17 protein-coding genes are annotated in these 18,502 nt (G+C 42.5%); 8 read left to right on the top strand and 9 right to left on the bottom strand.

Annotated features, from left to right (window positions below):
- Positions 1 to 31 precede the first annotated feature (31 nt).
- The 4 genes from folK to mazG all read right to left on the bottom strand — a co-directional run bounded on the left by folK (position 32) and on the right by mazG (position 3,315).
- The gene (gene folK, locus B2727_RS07310) at positions 32 to 520 is read right to left on the bottom strand and encodes a 2-amino-4-hydroxy-6-hydroxymethyldihydropteridine diphosphokinase (protein WP_004804461.1); all 489 of its coding nucleotides are present in this window, start codon (positions 518 to 520) and stop codon (positions 32 to 34) included.
- Positions 517 to 1,971 (bottom strand): polynucleotide adenylyltransferase PcnB, encoded by a 1,455-nt coding sequence (pcnB, locus tag B2727_RS07305; protein WP_005207055.1) that lies wholly within the window; start codon positions 1,969 to 1,971, stop codon positions 517 to 519. Before pcnB ends, folK begins: the two co-directional genes overlap by 4 nt.
- A gap of 140 nt (positions 1,972 to 2,111) precedes the next feature.
- Positions 2,112 to 2,540 carry a ComEA family DNA-binding protein gene (locus B2727_RS07300; RefSeq protein ID WP_005207054.1) on the bottom strand — a complete coding sequence of 143 codons (429 nt, stop codon included), beginning with the start codon at positions 2,538 to 2,540 and terminating at the stop codon, positions 2,112 to 2,114.
- On the bottom strand, positions 2,509 to 3,315 hold the full coding sequence (mazG, locus tag B2727_RS07295; protein WP_005312258.1) for a nucleoside triphosphate pyrophosphohydrolase: 807 nt from the start codon (positions 3,313 to 3,315) through the stop codon (positions 2,509 to 2,511). The genes B2727_RS07300 and mazG overlap by 32 nt, the downstream gene beginning before the upstream one ends.
- A 101-nt stretch (positions 3,316 to 3,416) precedes the next feature.
- Here mazG and B2727_RS07290 point away from each other — a divergent pair, with 101 nt between their 5' ends.
- Positions 3,417 to 4,190 (top strand): SDR family oxidoreductase, encoded by a 774-nt coding sequence (locus B2727_RS07290; protein ID WP_005207049.1) that lies wholly within the window; start codon positions 3,417 to 3,419, stop codon positions 4,188 to 4,190.
- Positions 4,191 to 4,234: 44 nt separating this feature from the next.
- On the opposite strand, the gene B2727_RS07285 is transcribed toward B2727_RS07290, so the two are convergent.
- The 4 genes from B2727_RS07285 to cysM all read right to left on the bottom strand — a co-directional run bounded on the left by B2727_RS07285 (position 4,235) and on the right by cysM (position 9,824).
- Positions 4,235 to 6,541 carry a RelA/SpoT family protein gene (locus tag B2727_RS07285; protein ID WP_004804453.1) on the bottom strand — a complete coding sequence of 769 codons (2,307 nt, stop codon included), beginning with the start codon at positions 6,539 to 6,541 and terminating at the stop codon, positions 4,235 to 4,237.
- Between the two features lie 31 nt (positions 6,542 to 6,572).
- Positions 6,573 to 7,982: a 23S rRNA (uracil(1939)-C(5))-methyltransferase RlmD gene (rlmD, locus tag B2727_RS07280; RefSeq protein WP_005207048.1), complete on the bottom strand. Its 1,410-nt coding sequence runs from the start codon at positions 7,980 to 7,982 to the stop codon at positions 6,573 to 6,575.
- Between the two features lie 9 nt (positions 7,983 to 7,991).
- Complete coding sequence (locus B2727_RS07275) at positions 7,992 to 8,813, bottom strand: 3'-5' exonuclease (RefSeq protein WP_005207046.1); 822 nt, start codon at positions 8,811 to 8,813, stop codon at positions 7,992 to 7,994.
- An 81-nt stretch (positions 8,814 to 8,894) separates the two neighbouring features.
- On the bottom strand, positions 8,895 to 9,824 hold the full coding sequence (gene cysM / locus B2727_RS07270; RefSeq protein ID WP_005207044.1) for a cysteine synthase CysM: 930 nt from the start codon (positions 9,822 to 9,824) through the stop codon (positions 8,895 to 8,897).
- A gap of 149 nt (positions 9,825 to 9,973) precedes the next feature.
- Here cysM and B2727_RS07265 point away from each other — a divergent pair, with 149 nt between their 5' ends.
- The 7 genes from B2727_RS07265 to B2727_RS07235 all read left to right on the top strand — a co-directional run bounded on the left by B2727_RS07265 (position 9,974) and on the right by B2727_RS07235 (position 17,690).
- Positions 9,974 to 12,784, top strand: a complete 2,811-nt coding sequence (locus B2727_RS07265; RefSeq protein WP_033133838.1) for a GacS-like sensor histidine kinase — start codon at positions 9,974 to 9,976, stop codon at positions 12,782 to 12,784.
- 129 nt (positions 12,785 to 12,913) lie between these two features.
- Positions 12,914 to 13,702, top strand: coding sequence for a crotonase/enoyl-CoA hydratase family protein (locus B2727_RS07260; RefSeq protein WP_033133837.1), 789 nt, complete (start codon positions 12,914 to 12,916; stop codon positions 13,700 to 13,702).
- Positions 13,703 to 13,723: 21 nt separating this feature from the next.
- Positions 13,724 to 14,590, top strand: a complete 867-nt coding sequence (locus tag B2727_RS07255; protein WP_033133836.1) for an NAD(P)-dependent oxidoreductase — start codon at positions 13,724 to 13,726, stop codon at positions 14,588 to 14,590.
- Between the two features lie 23 nt (positions 14,591 to 14,613).
- Complete coding sequence (locus B2727_RS07250) at positions 14,614 to 15,408, top strand: hydroxypyruvate isomerase family protein (RefSeq protein ID WP_033133835.1); 795 nt, start codon at positions 14,614 to 14,616, stop codon at positions 15,406 to 15,408.
- Between the two features lie 81 nt (positions 15,409 to 15,489).
- The gene (gene rsfS / locus B2727_RS07245) at positions 15,490 to 15,888 is read left to right on the top strand and encodes a ribosome silencing factor (protein WP_004655709.1); all 399 of its coding nucleotides are present in this window, start codon (positions 15,490 to 15,492) and stop codon (positions 15,886 to 15,888) included.
- A gap of 179 nt (positions 15,889 to 16,067) precedes the next feature.
- A complete protein-coding gene (locus tag B2727_RS07240) occupies positions 16,068 to 16,688 on the top strand; it encodes an NUDIX hydrolase (RefSeq protein ID WP_033133834.1) in 621 nt (206 codons plus the stop codon).
- A 180-nt stretch (positions 16,689 to 16,868) separates the two neighbouring features.
- The gene (locus B2727_RS07235; protein WP_033133833.1) at positions 16,869 to 17,690 is read left to right on the top strand and encodes an SDR family NAD(P)-dependent oxidoreductase; all 822 of its coding nucleotides are present in this window, start codon (positions 16,869 to 16,871) and stop codon (positions 17,688 to 17,690) included.
- A gap of 93 nt (positions 17,691 to 17,783) precedes the next feature.
- Here the strand turns inward: B2727_RS07235 and B2727_RS07230 are convergent, their stop codons facing one another.
- A complete protein-coding gene (locus B2727_RS07230; protein WP_016542050.1) occupies positions 17,784 to 18,359 on the bottom strand; it encodes a hypothetical protein in 576 nt (191 codons plus the stop codon).
- Positions 18,360 to 18,502 lie beyond the last annotated feature (143 nt).

Below are 18,502 nucleotides of genomic sequence, written 5' to 3'. Positions count from 1 at the left end.
CCTCTACAGGCGTTTCCAGAACGAAACAGTCTTAAGCAGTTGCCCAAGACTGGTCTGCTATTACAGTCAAGTTTGCTTGCTGCACCAGTTCTAAATCTTTTAATGAATGTCCATTTAATTGTAAATGAGCATCTAAATCTAATAAGGGAATAATCACAAAATCACGTTGCAAGAGCCCCATGTGCGGCACGGTCAAACGTTCATTTTGGATCTGCGCTTGACCGTAGATTAATAAATCCAGATCAAGGGTCCGCTCTCCCCAACGTCGTAACCGGACACGTCCCGACTCTTGCTCAAATTGTTGTAATTGATCAAGTAAAGCAAGTGGTGCTAGCGTGGTATCCAGTTGAACAACGGCATTTAAATAGTTGGGTTGATCTTGTGGTCCCATCGGCGGACTTTGATACAGTCGCGATACCTGTACAGCTCCCAAGGTCGCGAGCTTCGCAACAGCTTCACTCAAAATCTGCTGCGAATCGCCTAAGTTACTGCCTAGACCAATATAAGTACGAATGGTCATTGCGTTGGCCCAAAAACCACTTGGCTAAGATCACGTTGTACACGTTTACGCTTGAGGATCGGGTGATCGGCATTGATTTGACCTGAAGTCGAAGATGCTTTCTCAATAAAACGACTGGCCGATTCATCAGCTCTAACACGCTCTTTTTTGCCTCGACGACTTCTCGGCTCAGGTACATTGACTAAAGGCTCAATTTCAGTAGTCTTCGGCTCATCCACCTCAGCTGCTTTACGACGTGTCTTACTACGTTGACGGTTGTATTGACGAATCACAGCTTCTTTTTGGTCTGTGGTCATTTCTTGGTAGGCTTCCCACCAAACGCCCATACCTTCAGTACTGCTATCACCTGATTTTTCCCGCAACAGCAGGAAGTCAAAGCCTGCACGGAAACGCGCATGTCCAGCCAGTGCTTCGATTTGTTGTGGTTTTGGATTGAGCAAACGGGTTTGCATTTCCCAAACTTCACGAATAAAGGTTTCAGCAAAACGCGGAATGATGGTGCGCGTCGCTTGACGCTTCAACACATCCAAACCAGCTTGTGCACGCGCTTCCGCAGGCACAACCCCTTTGCTTAGATAGGCATCACAACGCTCTAGAAAGGGTTTCCACAACAATACAGCATAGAAAAATGCTGGATTAATGGTTTTACCAACTTGAATTCGCTGATCGGTATTCCGTGCTGCACGCTCAATAAAAGCGGTAAGATTCGGTGGAATTTCAGCAAAAAGCTGTTTCCAAACACCAAACTCAATCAACATCGGTAGAACACGGGTCAGATGTCCCATAGTGAATAGTTTTTGAGACTCATCATATAAACGATGTGGCGAGACATCACGCAACAATTGCGTCATCTCAGCATCAAAAACATCAAGAATGGATTGATCAATTTTAAAATTCAATTTTGCGGCAAAGCGCAAAGCACGCAGCATGCGTACAGGATCTTCTTCAAAACGCTGTGCAGGTTCACCAAGGAAACGTAAAGTACGTGTATTGATATCATCTACTGCATGGCAGAAATCAAGTACAACCCCTTTTCGTGGCTGGTAGTACAAGGTATTGATCGAAAAGTCTCGACGAGCAAAGTCTTGCTCAATCGTTCCCCAGTTATTATCACGAAGAATCATCCCAGATGCACTGGTGACTGCTTTTTTCGGCGGAGCACGGAATGTCGCAACTTCAATCAGTTCGCGACCAGAATAGACATGTGCTAACTCAAAACGTCGTCCGATAATCCGGCAACGTCGACCAAAAACCTCTTTGACTTGGGCTGGTGTAGCATTAGTAACCGCGTCAAAATCCTTTGGATTAAGACCTAACATCATGTCTCGAACACCACCACCCACAATATATGCCTCGTAGCCTGCTTTTGTCAGGCTATCAATCACATCTAGAATTGAGGAAGGGAGTTGAGTTGTGGACAAACCACATTTTGACGCACGCAAAGTTTGCAAAAGACACTGTCTCCTACGTCAGGACGTAAATAACAATTTGTCGCTAATCATAGCTCTAACACACACAAAGGGCAATTTATTCTGTTGGAAGTTTCAACAGTTCAGTCTGCCTAATCAATCCGATTTCGACAGTTCTAAGTTCATAACATGAGCCTTGCTCTGTTTTTTTCAAGTAATTTTGGCCCAATCCCTTTGATATTCATTAACTCATCAACTTGTTTAAAGCCACCATTTTTTTGCCGATACTCCATAATCGCTTGCGCCTTTTTCTCGCCAACACCATTTAACAGCTGTAATTGCTGCAAACTTGCTTGGTTCAAGCTGATTTTATCGCGCTGCAGATTTATAGATGATGGAATTTGCTTTGAAGTGTGCTGCTGTGTTGGTCGAGATAAATAATAATTATTGTCTGACTGCTTCGCCAATTGCTGATCACGCGCTTGCTGCTGTGCTTTCCATTGCTGATAAGATTGGTCAAACTGCTGTGCGTGGAGGTGTGAAGCACCTCCCAAGCAAAGAATAAAACCTATAAAAAAATTAAGTTTGCTGCGGAGATGCGGCAACTTCATTGTCTTTCTCCTGAGATTTTAATTGTTGTTTAGCTTGCTCCCAGAGTTCGTCCATTTCAGCCAAACTCATTGCTTGCAAGTCTTTCTGTTGTTGTTGAGCTTGTTGTTCAATAAAAGCAAAACGGCTTCTAAATTTATGGATTGTTGCCAGTAGTGCGGTCTCACTCGACACCCCCAACTTTCGCCCCACATTGATTAAAGAAAATAAACAATCACCGAACTCTTCTTGAATATGATCAACATCTTGGCTTGTTATCGCCTGTTGTAACTCTTCTAACTCTTCATCTAATTTGGCATAGGCATCATCCACACTTTCAAAATCAAAGCCTAACTGAGCGGCTTTGCTCTGAATTTCATGTGACTGAACCAAGGCTGGCGCATGTTTAATCTCATCTAACCTTGACTGTATTTTACCTTGTTTTTCTTGCTGTTTGATTTGTTTCCACAACTCACCGACCTGCTCGGAATCCAAATTTTGATATTTTTCAGCCTGAAATACATGCGGATGGCGACGAATTAATTTTTCACTAATGGCTTCCACCACATCTTGAAAGTTAAATAATCCTTTTTCATCAAACATTTGAGATTGAAACACCACTTGCAATAATAAATCACCGAGTTCATTGCGGATTTCATCCACTTCACCAGAGCGAATTGCAGCCTCAACTTCATATGCCTCCTCAATGGCATATCGTGTCAAACTTTCTGGGGTTTGTTGTTGATCCCACGGGCATTTTTGTCTTAACTCTTGCATGATTGCCAATAATTTTTCCATGATGATCTCCAAACCCAAATAAGCAAATTGTTGCAGCACTAAGCTGCATATGCGTAATATACACGCACGCAAAAATTATCAATATAAAGCAAGGGAAAGTCATGCCATATAGTGTTTTTATTAGTGGGGCCGCACAAGGAATTGGTGCTGAAATCGCACGTTTATTTCACAAAAAAGGTTTCAAAGTTGGCATCTATGATATCAACGAAGAACAAGCTCAAGTCTTAGCTGAACAACTTGGAGAGAATGCCAAGGCAGGTTATCTCGATGTCAGTAATCATCGTCAATGGCAGATCGCACTACAAGAATTTAAAAGCTGGGCCGGTGAACTGAATATCTTGATCAATAATGCAGGAATTCTCTATTCAGGTGCGTTTGAAAACACCTCCATTCAATCACATCACCGCACCATTGATATTAACGTTAAAGGCGTTTTGAATGGTTGTCATGCAGCCTTGCCCCATCTGCAACAAGCCCACTATGCTCGTGTGATTAACCTTTCTTCAGCATCCGCGATTTATGGTCAAGCTGATTTAGCATCTTACTCTGCCAGCAAATTTGCAGTTCGCGGTTTAACGGAAGCCTTGGATGTCGAATGGCAAAAGTATAATATTCGCGTCTTAGACGTTATGCCGCTATTTGTACAAACCAATATGGTGAAAGACATGGATGCGGGCAGTATTCAAAATATTGGTGTGGATTTAACCCCTGCTGATGTGGCGAAACAGGTATTGCATTTAGCACAACAAAAAGACCATGCCCTAATCCCAACCCACACACCTGTTGGGATAAAAACCAAATTGATGTATCAGCTCTCCAGTATTAGCCCACAGTTTTTAAACCGACTCACCAATATCTTTTTAGCGAAACGTTAGATATAAAAAAGCTGCATCGAAATGCAGCTTTTTTATTTTATTGTCTAGCTTCCTTGAACCAAACGTCTGGCACTGATAATCCCTGGTTGCTGCTCTAAACGAGCCAACAAACGTGACAGTTGTGCCAAACCTTTCACTTCAATCAACAACTTCATATTGGCGATACCATCCGCCTCAGAAATGGTATTAACCTGACGAATATTGATTTGGTCTGAGAAAATCACTTGTGTCAGATCTTTCAGTAAACCACGGCGATCATAAGCTTCCACCACGATCTGAACGCTCTGACCACGGGTCGGCTGCATTTCCCAATCGGCTTCAACAGCACGTTCAGGTTCTTGGGTGGTCATACGTAAGTAGTCTGGACACGCAATCTTGTGAATACTGACCCCACGATTCAAGGTGATATAGCCGCCAATCGACTCGCCATGTACCGGCTGACAACATTGTGCAATATGCAATTCAACATTATCCAAACCATCAATTAGAATCCCATGTGCCGATAATGTATGACTAGCACGTGGGTTTAATGCAGGTTTTAACACCAGTTCTGGCTCGTCTTGATCCAAGTGCATCTGGCGATTCACTTGATTCATCAAGGCATGCAAACTGATATCACCACTAACCAATGCCACCAGAATATCATCACCAGATTTCAGGTTGAAATGTGATGAATAATCTTTGAGATCAATACTTTTCGGGTGAATCGCTAAACGGGCCAACTCTTTATTGAGTAACTCACGCCCAACTTCAACATTCTTACTGCGATCTTGTTGTCTAAACCAATGACGTAGCTTGTCACGTGCACGTGCGGTTTTGATATAACCCAGCGAGTTCACCAACCAATCACGGTTCGGTTCACGATCTTTCTTGGTTAAAATCTCAACCTGCTCACCGGTCTTTAAGGTGTAGGTTAAAGGCACATAACGCTGGTTCACACGGGCGGCATAGCACTTATTGCCGACTTCGGTATGCACATGGTACGCAAAGTCTAGAACAGTTGAACCACGTGGTAACTCTTTGATGTCACCATCACGGCTAAACACATAGATCTTTTCAAAATTCTCAAAATCTTGAATTTGATCAATGCCATTCGACTCGTCATCTTCACCATGTGGGGTGGTTTCAGTACGCTCTTGATAATGCTCAAGCACAGCACGTAATGAATGCAAACGATCATTAAAGGAATGATCGGTATTCTTGGCACCTTCTTTATAGTTAAAGTGCGAGCACACCCCAAGCTCTGCTTCGTTATGCATCTCAAAGGTACGGATTTGTACTTCTAAAGACTTATTCTCAGCAATCACCGCGGTATGCAATGAGCGATAACCATTGGCTTTCGGATTGGTGACATAGTCATCAAACTGGTTGGGAATATGACGCCATATCTGATGTACGATACCCAAAGCGTGATAACAATCTGGGACACTTTTCACCAATACACGCACTGCACGGATATCATAAAGCTGATCGAAGCTCAGATTTTTGCTTTTCATTTTTCGATAAATCGAATAAATGTGCTTCACACGCCCTGTGATTTCGGCCTGAATATCATAAGCCGCCAATTCAGTTTTGAGTTTATCAATCACGAACTGAATATATTGCTCACGCTCCAAACGCTTTTCATTCAATAAAGATGCAATTTCTTTATAACGTTCTGGGGCTAAATAACGAAAGGCAAGATCTTCCAATTCCCACTTGAGCTGGGCAATCCCTAAACGGTGTGCCAATGGAGAATAAATGGTGAGAATTTCGCGTGCCACACGCTCTTGACGCTCTTTGCTTGCTGTCGCCAGCTCACGTAAAGCATAGGTCCGCTCTGCCAGTTTGATCAGGACAACACGAACATCTTCCGTCACTGAAATCAGCATTTTATAAATGCCATTTAAATGTTCGCGCTGGTTATTATTAAAATGATCTTCTAGACGTTTATTCTTTTCAATCAACTCAGACAGTTTACCCATTGCAAGTGTGCCTTGGACCAAAGCCAAAACTTGCTCGCCAAACTGTTGTTGAATATCCTCTAAGGTAATCAACCCTTCACGTACACTACGATACAACACCGCCGCTGAAAGCGTGTCTTCATCGACATGTAAATGGGCCAGAATATCCGCCATGCCAATACCAGTACTAAAGGTATTGATCCGATGATTTCCCGTTGCTTGTAACTCTTTTGCTAAGGTCAGCTCCGCAACCTGTTGAAGTTGCTTCAGCTCTGCCCCATCCAAAATACCACGCACTCGATCTAGCCAAGAGACTAGACTACTTTGCGCTTCAGCGGCATGTTCTACAGTCGCTTCCTCAGACAGCTCTTGGAGCCGTCCAGGTAACTGCTCACGTACTGTGACCATACCTTTCTCCTCTGGATATGTAACTCATTTTTTAATCGTTTATCTCTTCGATTTTTTCAAGCCGTTCAATTTTTTCAAACAGGGCAATCGATTCAACATGTTCAGTATGCGTAAACATGTCCATGACTGCTGCTTTCTTCAATTGATAGCCATATTGTGCCAGTACACCTGCATCCCTTGCCAGTGTTGATGGGTTACATGAAACATAAACGATTCTTTTCGCTCCAAAATTAGGTACATATTGCATAACTTCAAATGCGCCCGATCGTGGAGGATCAATTAATAATGCATCAAATCCCTGTTTCGCCCAAGAATGATGCGAAAAGTCTTTTGTTAAATCTTGTGAAAAGAACGCCGCCTGAGACAAATGATTTGCTTGCGCATTCTCAGTTGCTCTGTTGACCATCTCATCACTCGCCTCAACGCCGACCACTTGACCTGCCTCACCCACACAACGTGCAATCGGTAGAGAAAAATTACCTAACCCACAGAATAGGTCCAGTACTCTTTCCCCTTTCTGTAATTGAAGCAATTCACATGCCAACTGAATCATTTGTGCATTTACACCACTGTTGACCTGCGTAAAATCTAACGGTGAAAATGCAAATTTGACTGCAAAATCATCCAAACTGTAATGCAAACGCATTTCTGCCTGTGAATCATCTACGCGATGTAAACTATCCGCCCCTTTTGGCTGCAAATACAACTGCCATCCTTTGAGTAACGTAAATTGACGTAATTGGTTGACATCCGACACATTTAATTCATCTAAGTGGCGAATTAATAATGCAACCTCAGAGTCTCCCATCGCCAATTCTATATGACCAATATGCGCTTTGCCTGTAAGACTTTCGAGTAGTTTCTTAAGTTCTGGTAAACATTCAGATAAGGTTTGATCAAGTACCTTACACTGCTGAATTTCAGTTAAATGATTACTATGATGCTCACGAAAACCCATCACCAAACGATTTTGCTTGGCAATATAGCGCACCCCGATTCGGGCACGGCGACGATAATCTGCTTTAACCGAACGAATCGGGTCTAACCATTGTTCAGGCTGTAAGCCTGCAAAATGTTGTAAGTGAGATTTTAAAACATTCTGCTTTAACAAAATCTGTTCATCAGGATGAATGTGCTGCAAGCTGCAGCCGCCACACACCCCAAAATGTGGACACATTGGATCGACTCGACTTTCAGCCGCGTCACTTTCCAATATGATCATGTCCGCCTCTTCTAGACGCGAAGTTTGATTGGTAATTTTTGCCTGCACCGTTTCCCCGACAAGGGCATAACGGATAAAAACTTTCTTGCCGTGTTTTTCTTTAGGATGATCTGGATGTGTCCCATAATGCGCAATACCACGCCCCTCATGAGAAAAAGCTTCAATCTGAAAGGTGTGTGTTGGATATTGAGCTGGACGTTGTTTAGCTTTGTGTTTCAAAAGATGAACCTAATTTTTTGGCGCAAAAGTATCTGCGGTGAATACAGTATATTGCGATGTTTGCTGCCATACCTGTAAAAATTCTGTTTGTTGCGTTTGCGTTTGTAAATAAGCAATCGTTGATTGCAGTAACTGCTGGTGATCTGGTTGATTCAATTGGCCTTTTAACAATAACCAACGAATATAAAGCAACCATGTATTCAATACATCGCCTTCACAATAACTGGTCAATTCTAACCATTGTTTATTACGTACATATTCAGGCACGTGATAGCCAGTTTCACCGCGTTTCCCAGGGAAACCGAGTAAACAAGCCATATCATCCAATTTTTGGAAATTACGGCCATTAAACATTGCCATCACATCCATCAGGTCAACATGACGATGGTGGTAACGGTTCTGATAATTATTAAAGCGCTTTTGATGATCAATTTCACCTTGATCAAACAGGCTCGGTGCAGACAAGCCATGGTACATAGCGCGAAATAGAATCACAGGCAAATCAAATTGCGAACCATTCCAACTAACTAATGTGGGTTGTTTCTTGTCAAAGATCGATAAGAATTTTGCCAACATTTCAGCTTCGCTATGCTGCTCCTGACTAAATGAAAACAGGCGAAAGCCTTTTTCATCGATCCACAACCCTGAAATACAAACGATTTCATGTAATGGTAAGCGTTGAAAATCCATCCCCGACTCTTGACGACGAATTTTGGTCAGTGCCTGTTCAACATCTGCTTCGGGTAAATCAAGATGATAAAGATGTGCACCTGCCTTTAAATCGGTCAGTGTCTCAATATCAAAAACTAAAATCGGAAAACGTAAATTCATCTTAGAATTCCCTTACAGAACTGCATTACAGCTCTCTTCAATAAAGGGGGAGCTGTAATTATAACAGTGTAAGGCCAGATGTTAATCTTCATCTTGTACTGAGAATAATCCCGTTGATAAATAACGATCACCGCGGTCACAGATAATACAGACAATCACCGCATCAGGATATTCTTCAGCAATCTTGATCGAAGCCCAAACTGCACCACCAGAAGATGTTCCTGCACTGATGCCTTCAGTACGTGCCAGCTTACGCATGGTTTTTTCAGCTTCAATCTGTGGAATATCAATGATGCGATCGACACGACTGCGATCAAAGATGGTTGGCAAATATTCTTCCGGCCAACGGCGAATCCCTGCAATGCTTGAACCGTCTGATGGTTGTAAACCCACAATTTGAATATCAGGGTTCTGCTCTTTGAGATATTTAGAGACCCCCATGATGGTTCCCGTTGTCCCCATTGAGCTAACAAAATGGGTAATCTTCCCATCCGTTTGCTTCCAGATTTCTGGACCTGTGGTCAGGTAATGCGCTTCGACGTTATCTGGATTACCAAACTGGTTTAGCACAAAGCCTTTGCCCTCTGCCTGCATTTGCAAAGCAAGATCGCGTGCACCTTCCATGCCTTGCTGCTGCGTGACTTCAATTAGCTCTGCCCCGTAAGCCAACATCGCATCTTTACGCTCTTGGCTCATATTGTTCGGCATGATCAGCTTCATTTTATAGCCGCGCATAGCCGCAACCATCGCCAAAGCAATCCCAGTGTTGCCACTGGTTGCTTCGATCAGGGTATCCCCTGGCTGAATCTGTCCACGTTTTTCCGCTTGAACAATCATGTTATAAGCAGGGCGATCTTTGACTGAACCTGCTGGATTATTACCTTCTAATTTTGCTAATACCGTGGCTTGGGTATGACACGCTAAACGTTGCAAACGTACTAAAGGGGTTTTACCGACATAATCGTCCAGTAAAAATTCATCTGCTAAAAAATCAGTTTGCGTATTCGTCATGATCGACACCGATATCAAGGTGGCGCCTATTGTATGAAAAAAATAGAGATACTGCACCTTTTCACTATGCTTTTTATTGGCAAGCAGATGTCCTTGATTTTCACAAAGCGTGCTAAGATGTTGCGCAGAATGATAAATCTGACCGTACTATGTCAAATTTCAATAAGACCATATCGAAACGCTTACGCCTCAATCATGCTTATGGGCAATTGATTGCACTGATTTTGGTGCCGATTGCCATTTTGACAGGTGTTGGTATTCTTTGGGTTTTATCCGAAACGACCAGCTCCGCAAAATCACAACAACGCTCTGATGCTTCAGCCATTTTGGCACGCTACCATCAAACCGCGAATGATTTATTAAAACTGGTACAAGAACAACCCGATCAATATGATCGTGCTCAAAACATCATGCAGAAAATGTTTGATGAAAAAAACCTACAGCGCGCAGTACTGATTGATAATCGTGGTCAGACTTATTTAAGCGTTGGCTATCAAAACAATCGCTTTTGGCCAAACTTTCCAGAAAACAGCAACTTCTTCGGTCCAATTGCACATAATCACAACAGCATTTATGGCTCGAAACTCGACAGTGGCGACCCTAATTCTGTTTGGCTCATGATTGAATTAGACAACCAACCCCTCGAATTGGCTCGCTATAAAATTCTACTGTCCTTGGTCGTGACTGGGCTGATCACCATACTGATTCTACTGTTCTGTTTAAACGTGTTCTCTCGTCGTTGGCTCGCACCACTGTATGAAATTCGCATGCAAATGCAACGCCTCAACGCCGACACCCTAGATCAGCATATTGTGGTAAACAGTACCGGTGAACTGCGTTTGCTACAGCGTGATATTGCCAATGTAGTGAAACGCCTGCACTTTAGCTTCTTAGAATTAAAAGAACATACCGAACAAACCGAAGAAGACTTACGTCGAACACTCGATACCTTAGAAGTTCAGAACATTACCTATCGTCAGGCACGTGACCAAGCGATTTCATCAAACCAATCCAAGTCGGTGTTTTTGGCCAACATCAGTCATGAACTTAGAACACCATTGAACAGTATTGATGGCTTTATTCACTTATTACTGCGTCAGCAGAATCTGAGTAATGAGCAAAATCTTTATCTGCAAACCATCCGAAAATCATCGGCACATCTATTGGCACTGATCAATGACGTGTTGGATTTCTCTAAAATTGATGCAGGCAAACTCGAACTTGAAACTGCACCGTTTGACCTTGAAGAAGCCATTTTCGATGTGATGGATATGCTCTCGCCTTTGGCGGCACAAAAACATATCAACATGGCCTTCTATTATGCAGAGAACATTCCAAAGCATGTAGTCGGTGACGCCTTACGCTTTAAACAGATCCTGACCAACCTGATCTCCAATGCGATCAAGTTCACGCCTGATGGGGAAATCATTGTCCGTGTGCGTATGGAAGACGATGAGATCGGACAATGCCTACTGCATTTTAGCGTGCAAGACAGCGGTATTGGTCTGAGTGGCACTGATCGTAAAAAGTTATTTGAATCGTTCTCTCAGGGTGATGCTTCAGTTACCCGGCAGTTCGGTGGCACAGGACTTGGTTTAGCCATTTCCAAACAGCTGGTGCATTTGATGCACGGTCAAATTGGCTTTGAAGATAACCAAGAACGTGCGCCGACAGAGAAAGGATCAACCTTCTGGTTCACCGCTTCATTTAAAGTTGAAGAACAAGATGAGTTTGTTGAACACCCTCGTTTCGATCATTTACAAGTGGTGTCTTATCTTGCCCACCCAGCAACGGCCAGCGTACTGCGTTCATACCTCGAAAACTATCATGTTTCACATATTGAAACACAGTCGATTCTGGACCTATTCAGCCGTTTAAACCATCTGAATCAGCAGGAAAATACGTGGCTGATTGTAGATCATAGTGGTGATACCGAAGCCTTACTCAAAGAAATTCGTCAGCGTTATCATGGCAATTTAGCAGTCTATGGTTATCAGATGAGTCTTGAGCCAAACATGCTCAATGAATATCGCGCACGTCCATTGTATCAACCATTAAGTCGTCGTGAGTTGGTCCAGTTACTCGGCAATGAGCCTGTTTTTGAGCAGGAACCAGAAGACTTTAATGGCCAAGGTTTACACATCTTGGCTGTCGATGATCACTTGCCTAATTTGATTGTACTTGAAGCCTTACTCGGTGAGCTCAATGTCACCACCACCAAAGCATTGAGTGGACAAAAGGCCATCGACATTATTCAAGAGCGCATCGAACAAAAATCACCACCGTTTGATTTGGTATTTATGGATATTCAAATGCCTGTGATGTCGGGGATTGATACCACTCGCGCCATTCGCTCATTGGAATCAACACTTGATAATGGCATGCAACTGCCAATTATTGCACTCACAGCACATGCACTGGCCGATGAAAAGCAGAAGCTGCTCAAAGTTGGTATGAATGATTATGTGACCAAGCCGATTCAGATGGAGCAAATCATTCAGATTCTGACGCATTGGACCAAAAATAACTTCAGTGCCCAACCTGCGAACATTGAACCAAAGCGACCAATTGAATCAATTGATCCTCAAATCCTGAATTGGCAACAAAGCGTGCAACTTGCAGCCAACAAAGAAGATCTCGCGCAAGATCTATTAAATATGCTGGTGGATAGTTTCGATACGGAACTGGCAGAAATGCAGCAACTGATTGAGATGGAAGATTTTCCACAACTGGAACATGTCCTACATCGCCTCTATGGCGCGACCCGCTATGTCGGTACGCCAAACTTACAGCAAGTCTCAGGTGAATTTGAACAATTTGTCTCGACCTTACGTAAAGAACGCCGTAAAGCAGATGATGTGTTTATTCGTGAAACCACGCATCGTTTCAATGAACTCAGTACAGCGATTGAACAAGTGAGACAAGCCGCCAACTTAATCCTACATGCCCATGACTCATAAGACTGTACGTTGGGATATTGGATAATCAATGATTAAAATACAGGCAGTCTTTTTTGTGACTGCCCTGTCATGTTTCAACCTAAAGACTCGTGCTATGCTGCCTCATCAAACACAATAAGAGTAAGGCAGATGGCACTTTTACGCGTTGAAAAGAACAATGGAATCGCAACTGTTTCCCTAAACCGACCTGACAAACGTAATGCAATGAGCTTTGCCTTACTCAAAGAGCTGGTGGCAACTGCTAAAAAAATTGAAAAAGATCGTTCAATCCGTTGTGTCATCCTCACAGGCGAAGCGCAGGTTTTTAGTGCAGGCATCGACCTTTCTGATTTAAACAATCCTAAAAATACCGCTTTTGCCGCTTGGGAACTGATCAAACCAGGGCAAAGTCTGTTTCAAAAAGCATTCTTGATTTGGCAGAACCTGCCGATCCCTGTGATTGCAGCAATCGAAGGCTATTGCTTTGGTGCAGGTATGCAGCTCGCACTTGCAGCCGATATTCGTATTGCAACACCGAATACCCAAATGTCGATTATGGAAAGTCGTTGGGGTCTTGTACCCGATATGGGGTTGACACGCTCATTAAAAGGACTGATTGGCGTTGATTTAGCGAAAGAGTTGACCTTAACTGCACGTATCTTTGATGCTGAATACGCCAAACAAATTGGTCTAGTCACCCATTTAGACAATGATCCATTAGTGAAAGCAAATCTCATTGCCGAAGAAATTTTACAACGCTCACCAGATGCCATTATGGCAGCGAAGCGTGTGTTAGATGCAATGGAGCACCAACCTGAAAAAGCATTACGTTTGGAAAAACTTTGGCAGCTCAAACTACTTTTAGGTAAAAACAGTAGTTTGGCACGCAAAAAAGACAAGAACCCAGAAGTTCAATTTCTGCCGCGCCAATACAAATAATCCCGACTGGAGAATATTCACATGCATGCGAATCAAAAAACACCAATCGCTTTCTTGGGGATGGGTTTAATGGGCACACGTATGGCCAGTCGACTCTTACAAGCAGGTTATCCTGTGGCGGTCTGGAACCGTAGCCCACTTGCATGTGAACCTCTACAGCAGCAAGGTGCATTACACTTAAAGCTAAATGACATCGGAAGCTATCCTGTTATTTTAACCTGTTTAGCCGATGATCAAGCGGTGCAAAATGTTTTCACCCAAATTCAACCCTATTTAAAAGCTGAGCAGATCATCGTTGATTTCTCCAGCTTATCGGTCTCTGCGACTCAAAAATTGGCTCAGTCTGCTCAACAACAACAGGTCACATGGATTGACTCTCCTGTATCAGGTGGCACCATGGGAGCTGAACAAGGTACATTGGTTATTTTTGCAGGTGGTGATGCGAAGACGATCGAACAGCTCACCCCAATTTACAATGTACTCTCACAGCGTGTCACCCGTATGGGAACATCGGGTACAGGACAAGCGACTAAAATTTGTAATCAATTAATTGTTGCCGCCAATAGTACCCTGATTGCCGAAGCAGTCGCCCTTGCCGATCAAGCAGGTGTCGACACGGCATTACTTGCACCTGCACTCGCTGGCGGCTTTGCCGACTCAAAACCCTTTCAAATCCTTGCGCCGCGTATGGCAACACAGACCTTTGAGCCAGTACAATGGAAGGTGCAAACCCTATCAAAAGATTTAAACAATGCATTACTTCTGGCACAAAGTTTTAACTTAAAGATACCTGTGGCACAAAAAGCTCTATTACAGTTACAAGCTCACCAAGAAAATGGCTTTGCTGATAAGGATTTAGCGACTATCATCAAAATTACAGAACAATAATTATTGATTCAGGGAGTCTGAAAATGAGCCATCTTGCAGTCAATTTATCCATGATTTTTACTGAAGTCCCTTTAATTGAGCGCTTTGCTTTAGCGCACGCCCATGGTTTTCAGCATGTAGAAATTCAATTTCCCTATGAACTCGACGTGATCGATATTCGAACTCAACTTGAACAACACAATCTTTCCCTCTGCCTGATTAATGTCCCTGCGGGTGACTTGATGCAAGGCGGCAATGGGCTTGCAGGTGTGCCAGGGCGAGAAATTGAATTCCATCAAGCGCTTGAGCTGGCAATTCGTTATGCCACTGCACTGGATGTACCACGTGTGAATATTCTCGCTGGTAAACAACCGCTGGATGCCGATCTACTGCCTTGTCTGAATACGCTTGCAAGTAATTTAAAACTAGCCTGTCACATGCTGACCGAACAAGGCATTGAACCCGTTTTTGAAATGATCAATGGCACTGATATGCCGCGCTTCCTGGTTCAAAATATTGCCCAAGCCCAAGAAATGCTGGAAGCCATCAACCATCCCGCCCTAAAAATGCAATATGACTGTTATCACATGGCGATGATGGGTGAAGATGTATTAGCAGGATTACAAGAAAATATCGATCAGATTGGGCACATCCAATTTGCCGACTGTCCAGACCGGCATGAACCCGATACTGGAAATATCCCCTATAAACAAATCTTTGACTGGTTGCTACAAAGTGACTACCGAGGTCTAATTGCAGCGGAATACAGGCCAAAAACGCAGTCAGATCAATCTTTTGCATGGAAAAAAAAGTATTTTTCCAATGATGTGAATACATAAACTGTTACTGCTAAAATTTGAACTTTTTAGAGAAAAACGGTATATTTGACAATGAGCAATTGTCAGGAAAATATACCCTCTATGAATTTAGAACCATCGCCCAGCGCTTCTAATTCTCACGACCTAAAAATCAAAACAGCGAACAAAGATGTACAAGCGTGCCTAAACGTTGTACATGAAGCTCTCACTGATGTAAAAGCCAAAGATATTCTTGAACTTGACGTAAGTACGATCAGTAATGTTGCCGATGCAATTGTAATTGCAAGCGGTACGTCGACTCGTCACGTCAAAGCCCTTGCAGACAATGTTGCTGATGAAGCACGTAAAGCAGGTTTCCGCCCAATCGGTGTCGAAGGTGAACGCGATGCTGAGTGGATCTTAATCGACCTCGGTTTTGTTGTGGTACATGTGATGTTACCAACCGCGCGTAAGTTCTATGACTTAGAAAGCTTATGGCGTGCACCCGAATCTGTAGCATAAAGCTCCTCAAAAAAAGCGACCGAATCGGTCGCTTTTTTTATATGATATACATCAATCAAAAGAGATCTCTAAACACAAGCAAACATAAGCCGACTCAATGCTTGCCCCCTACTGCTCGTTGTAAAATTTAATAGCAATGCTAGTATTAAACCCTCTGCTTAATCACAACTAAAAATAAGATGAAAGATTCAGCCGCATGGATTGAAACACTCCATAAGATTACAGGATTAGCGCAATCAGGTTTGTACTACAGCAAAGATGTATACGATAAAGAGCGTTATAAGCAACTACTTGATCACGTCCGTACCCTGATTGAATTAAAAGAAATTGATACCTCTCATTTTATCCCAAACGTACTACAAGATATTGGCTATACAACCCCCAAAATCGATGTCCGTGCTGTTGTATTTAAAGACAATAAACTTCTATTAGCCAAAGAAACACAGGACGGCTTATGGTCTATTCCAGGAGGCTGGGCAGACGTTGGATATTCCTCTGCCGAAAATGCGGAAAAAGAAGTTCTTGAAGAAACAGGATTAGAAGTAAAAGCGGTTAAACTCCTCGCGCTCACAGACCGAAGAAAGCACCCTCACCCCGCTATGTTCCTGCATGTCTATAAAGCGTTCTTCTGGTGTGAACTGATTGGCGGTGAACTAAAGCCAAGCATCGAAACCTCTGAGGTGGGTTTCTTTGCTAAGGATGAATTACCACCGATTTCGACAGCTCGTGTTACAGAAACACAAATCCACCAATTTTTTGAGTTACTACAAGAATTACCCGAAAATACTTATTTCGACTAACGTTCAATTCTGAAACCCATCAAAAAACATAATCCCCAAAAACAACATCTTTGCTATCTAAGGACTAGCAAATACCAATCATCTCCCACCTTTAAATTTGACATGACAAATTGTCAAAATTGCAGCACTATACAGATTCTTGCAATCTCACTAAGAAATAGCATAACTGGAGTACAGGAAGTGAAAATACTGATTACAGGTGCCAATACAGGCATTGGTTTTGCCACAGCAGAACAGTTGGTCAAACAAGGGCAACACGTGATTCTGGCGTGCCGAAACCCACAGAAAGCACAACAAGCACAAAACAAATTACGTGCACTCGATCAAGGGCAAGTCGATCTCATCTCCCTCGACCTCAACAGCCTTGAACTGACTCAAAAAGCAGCGGATGAAATCGCAGATCGTTATGGCAATCTGGATGTATTGATCAACAATGCAGGCCTATTTGCCAAAACCAAACAGCTGACTGCTGATGGCTTCGAGCAACAGTTTGGTGTCAATTATCTCGGTCATTTTCTATTGACCCAAAAACTGCTTCCCGTTTTAAAGCAATCTCCTCAAGCACGTATTGTCCATTTAGCCTCAATTGCACATTGGGCAGGCTCAATCAAACCCAACAAATTCCGCGCAGAGGGTTTTTATAATCCGCTATTTTATTATGGACAATCCAAGCTCGCAAATTTACTGTTCAGCAATGCATTAGCAGAACAACTAGCAGATAGCTCAATTACCAATAATGCGTTACACCCAGGGGGCGTCGCTTCGGATATTTATCGAGACTTGCCTAAACCTGTCTATGCGGCGATGAAACTCGGCTTAGTACCAACCTCTGTTCCTGCAAATTTGATTACTCAAATGGCAATTGGCGATGAATGGACCAATCGTAATGGAGCGTATGTCAGTGCGCATATGCCAGATTGGAAATCTTCACATGCCAAAAATCAGCAATTGGCACGTGATCTTTATCAACAATCTATGCAACTGGTCGAAAAGTTTCTTTAAAGAATAAGCCAAATAAAAAGCCACCCGAGGGTGGCTTTTACAATCCTGATTAGGGTCAGATTAGTGACCACCACCATTGATTGCTTTAGAGTTTTAATCATTAATTCTATATTTTTCAATTACAGCCTGTTCTAACTCACGAGTTACACTACCTGTAGTTCTATAAATATCTTCATGCTCCATAAAATGCAAATTCCAATATCCCAACTCTTTATCGTCTTTGTCGTACTCTTTATGGGATTCAGGAGGGGGTAGATCAAAATTAGCAATTCGATAAAAATACAAGTTTCCATTTCTGTCGAAATGATTGGTTCTACCGCCCTTTAGATCATATTCATCTACATCTCTAGCCATCAATACAAATTGATTATTGATTAAAATATAATGATCCACGGTGGAACCAACGCTATTCTTTACTTCTCGACCTGAATACTGCTCAGTATAAGCCACTAAGTTATATTTTTCTCCAGCGTAGAGAGAGGTGGTGATAACTCGATTTAAACGATTAATTATGCTTATTTCTTCATAGATAAAATTATTATCTTTATCTAAGCAGGTAATTTTGGAAGACACCCAAATAGATCGTTCCATACCAACATCTAAATCATTCAATATAATCTTTTTTATTGGATAATCTTCGTGTGCTTCTTGAACTGTGACTTCAATCATGATGCAAAGATATGCATGAGTGCATTATTATCAGTATTTTTAGTCTATAAGATATTTTTATTTTTTCAAGCAATAAAAATCTTACCCCTATTAACCTAAATCAATTTAGAGTAATCGCATCACTTTATTCTTAGATAAATTCA

The organism is Acinetobacter sp. UBA991 (genome assembly GCF_002292065.1).
GTDB classification, from domain to species: domain Bacteria; phylum Pseudomonadota; class Gammaproteobacteria; order Pseudomonadales; family Moraxellaceae; genus Acinetobacter; species Acinetobacter higginsii.
Note: the sequence above shows the minus strand (reverse complement) of the source record. Positions and strands in the feature narration are given on the sequence as shown.

Excerpts from the sequence above, each read along its gene's own strand:
- folK (WP_004804461.1), bottom strand. The coding sequence starts at position 520 with ATGACCATTCGTACTTATATTGGTCTAGGCAGTAACTTAGGCGATTCG.
- B2727_RS07300 (WP_005207054.1), bottom strand. The coding sequence starts at position 2,540 with ATGAAGTTGCCGCATCTCCGCAGCAAACTTAATTTTTTTATAGGTTTT.
- mazG (WP_005312258.1), bottom strand. The coding sequence starts at position 3,315 with ATGGAAAAATTATTGGCAATCATGCAAGAGTTAAGACAAAAATGCCCG.
- B2727_RS07290 (WP_005207049.1), top strand. The coding sequence starts at position 3,417 with ATGCCATATAGTGTTTTTATTAGTGGGGCCGCACAAGGAATTGGTGCT.
- B2727_RS07285 (WP_004804453.1), bottom strand. The coding sequence starts at position 6,541 with ATGGTCACAGTACGTGAGCAGTTACCTGGACGGCTCCAAGAGCTGTCT.
- B2727_RS07275 (WP_005207046.1), bottom strand. The coding sequence starts at position 8,813 with ATGAATTTACGTTTTCCGATTTTAGTTTTTGATATTGAGACACTGACC.
- cysM (WP_005207044.1), bottom strand. The coding sequence starts at position 9,824 with ATGACGAATACGCAAACTGATTTTTTAGCAGATGAATTTTTACTGGAC.
- B2727_RS07265 (WP_033133838.1), top strand. The coding sequence starts at position 9,974 with ATGTCAAATTTCAATAAGACCATATCGAAACGCTTACGCCTCAATCAT.
- B2727_RS07260 (WP_033133837.1), top strand. The coding sequence starts at position 12,914 with ATGGCACTTTTACGCGTTGAAAAGAACAATGGAATCGCAACTGTTTCC.
- B2727_RS07255 (WP_033133836.1), top strand. The coding sequence starts at position 13,724 with ATGCATGCGAATCAAAAAACACCAATCGCTTTCTTGGGGATGGGTTTA.
- B2727_RS07250 (WP_033133835.1), top strand. The coding sequence starts at position 14,614 with ATGAGCCATCTTGCAGTCAATTTATCCATGATTTTTACTGAAGTCCCT.
- rsfS (WP_004655709.1), top strand. The coding sequence starts at position 15,490 with ATGAATTTAGAACCATCGCCCAGCGCTTCTAATTCTCACGACCTAAAA.
- B2727_RS07240 (WP_033133834.1), top strand. The coding sequence starts at position 16,068 with ATGAAAGATTCAGCCGCATGGATTGAAACACTCCATAAGATTACAGGA.
- B2727_RS07230 (WP_016542050.1), bottom strand. The coding sequence starts at position 18,359 with ATGATTGAAGTCACAGTTCAAGAAGCACACGAAGATTATCCAATAAAA.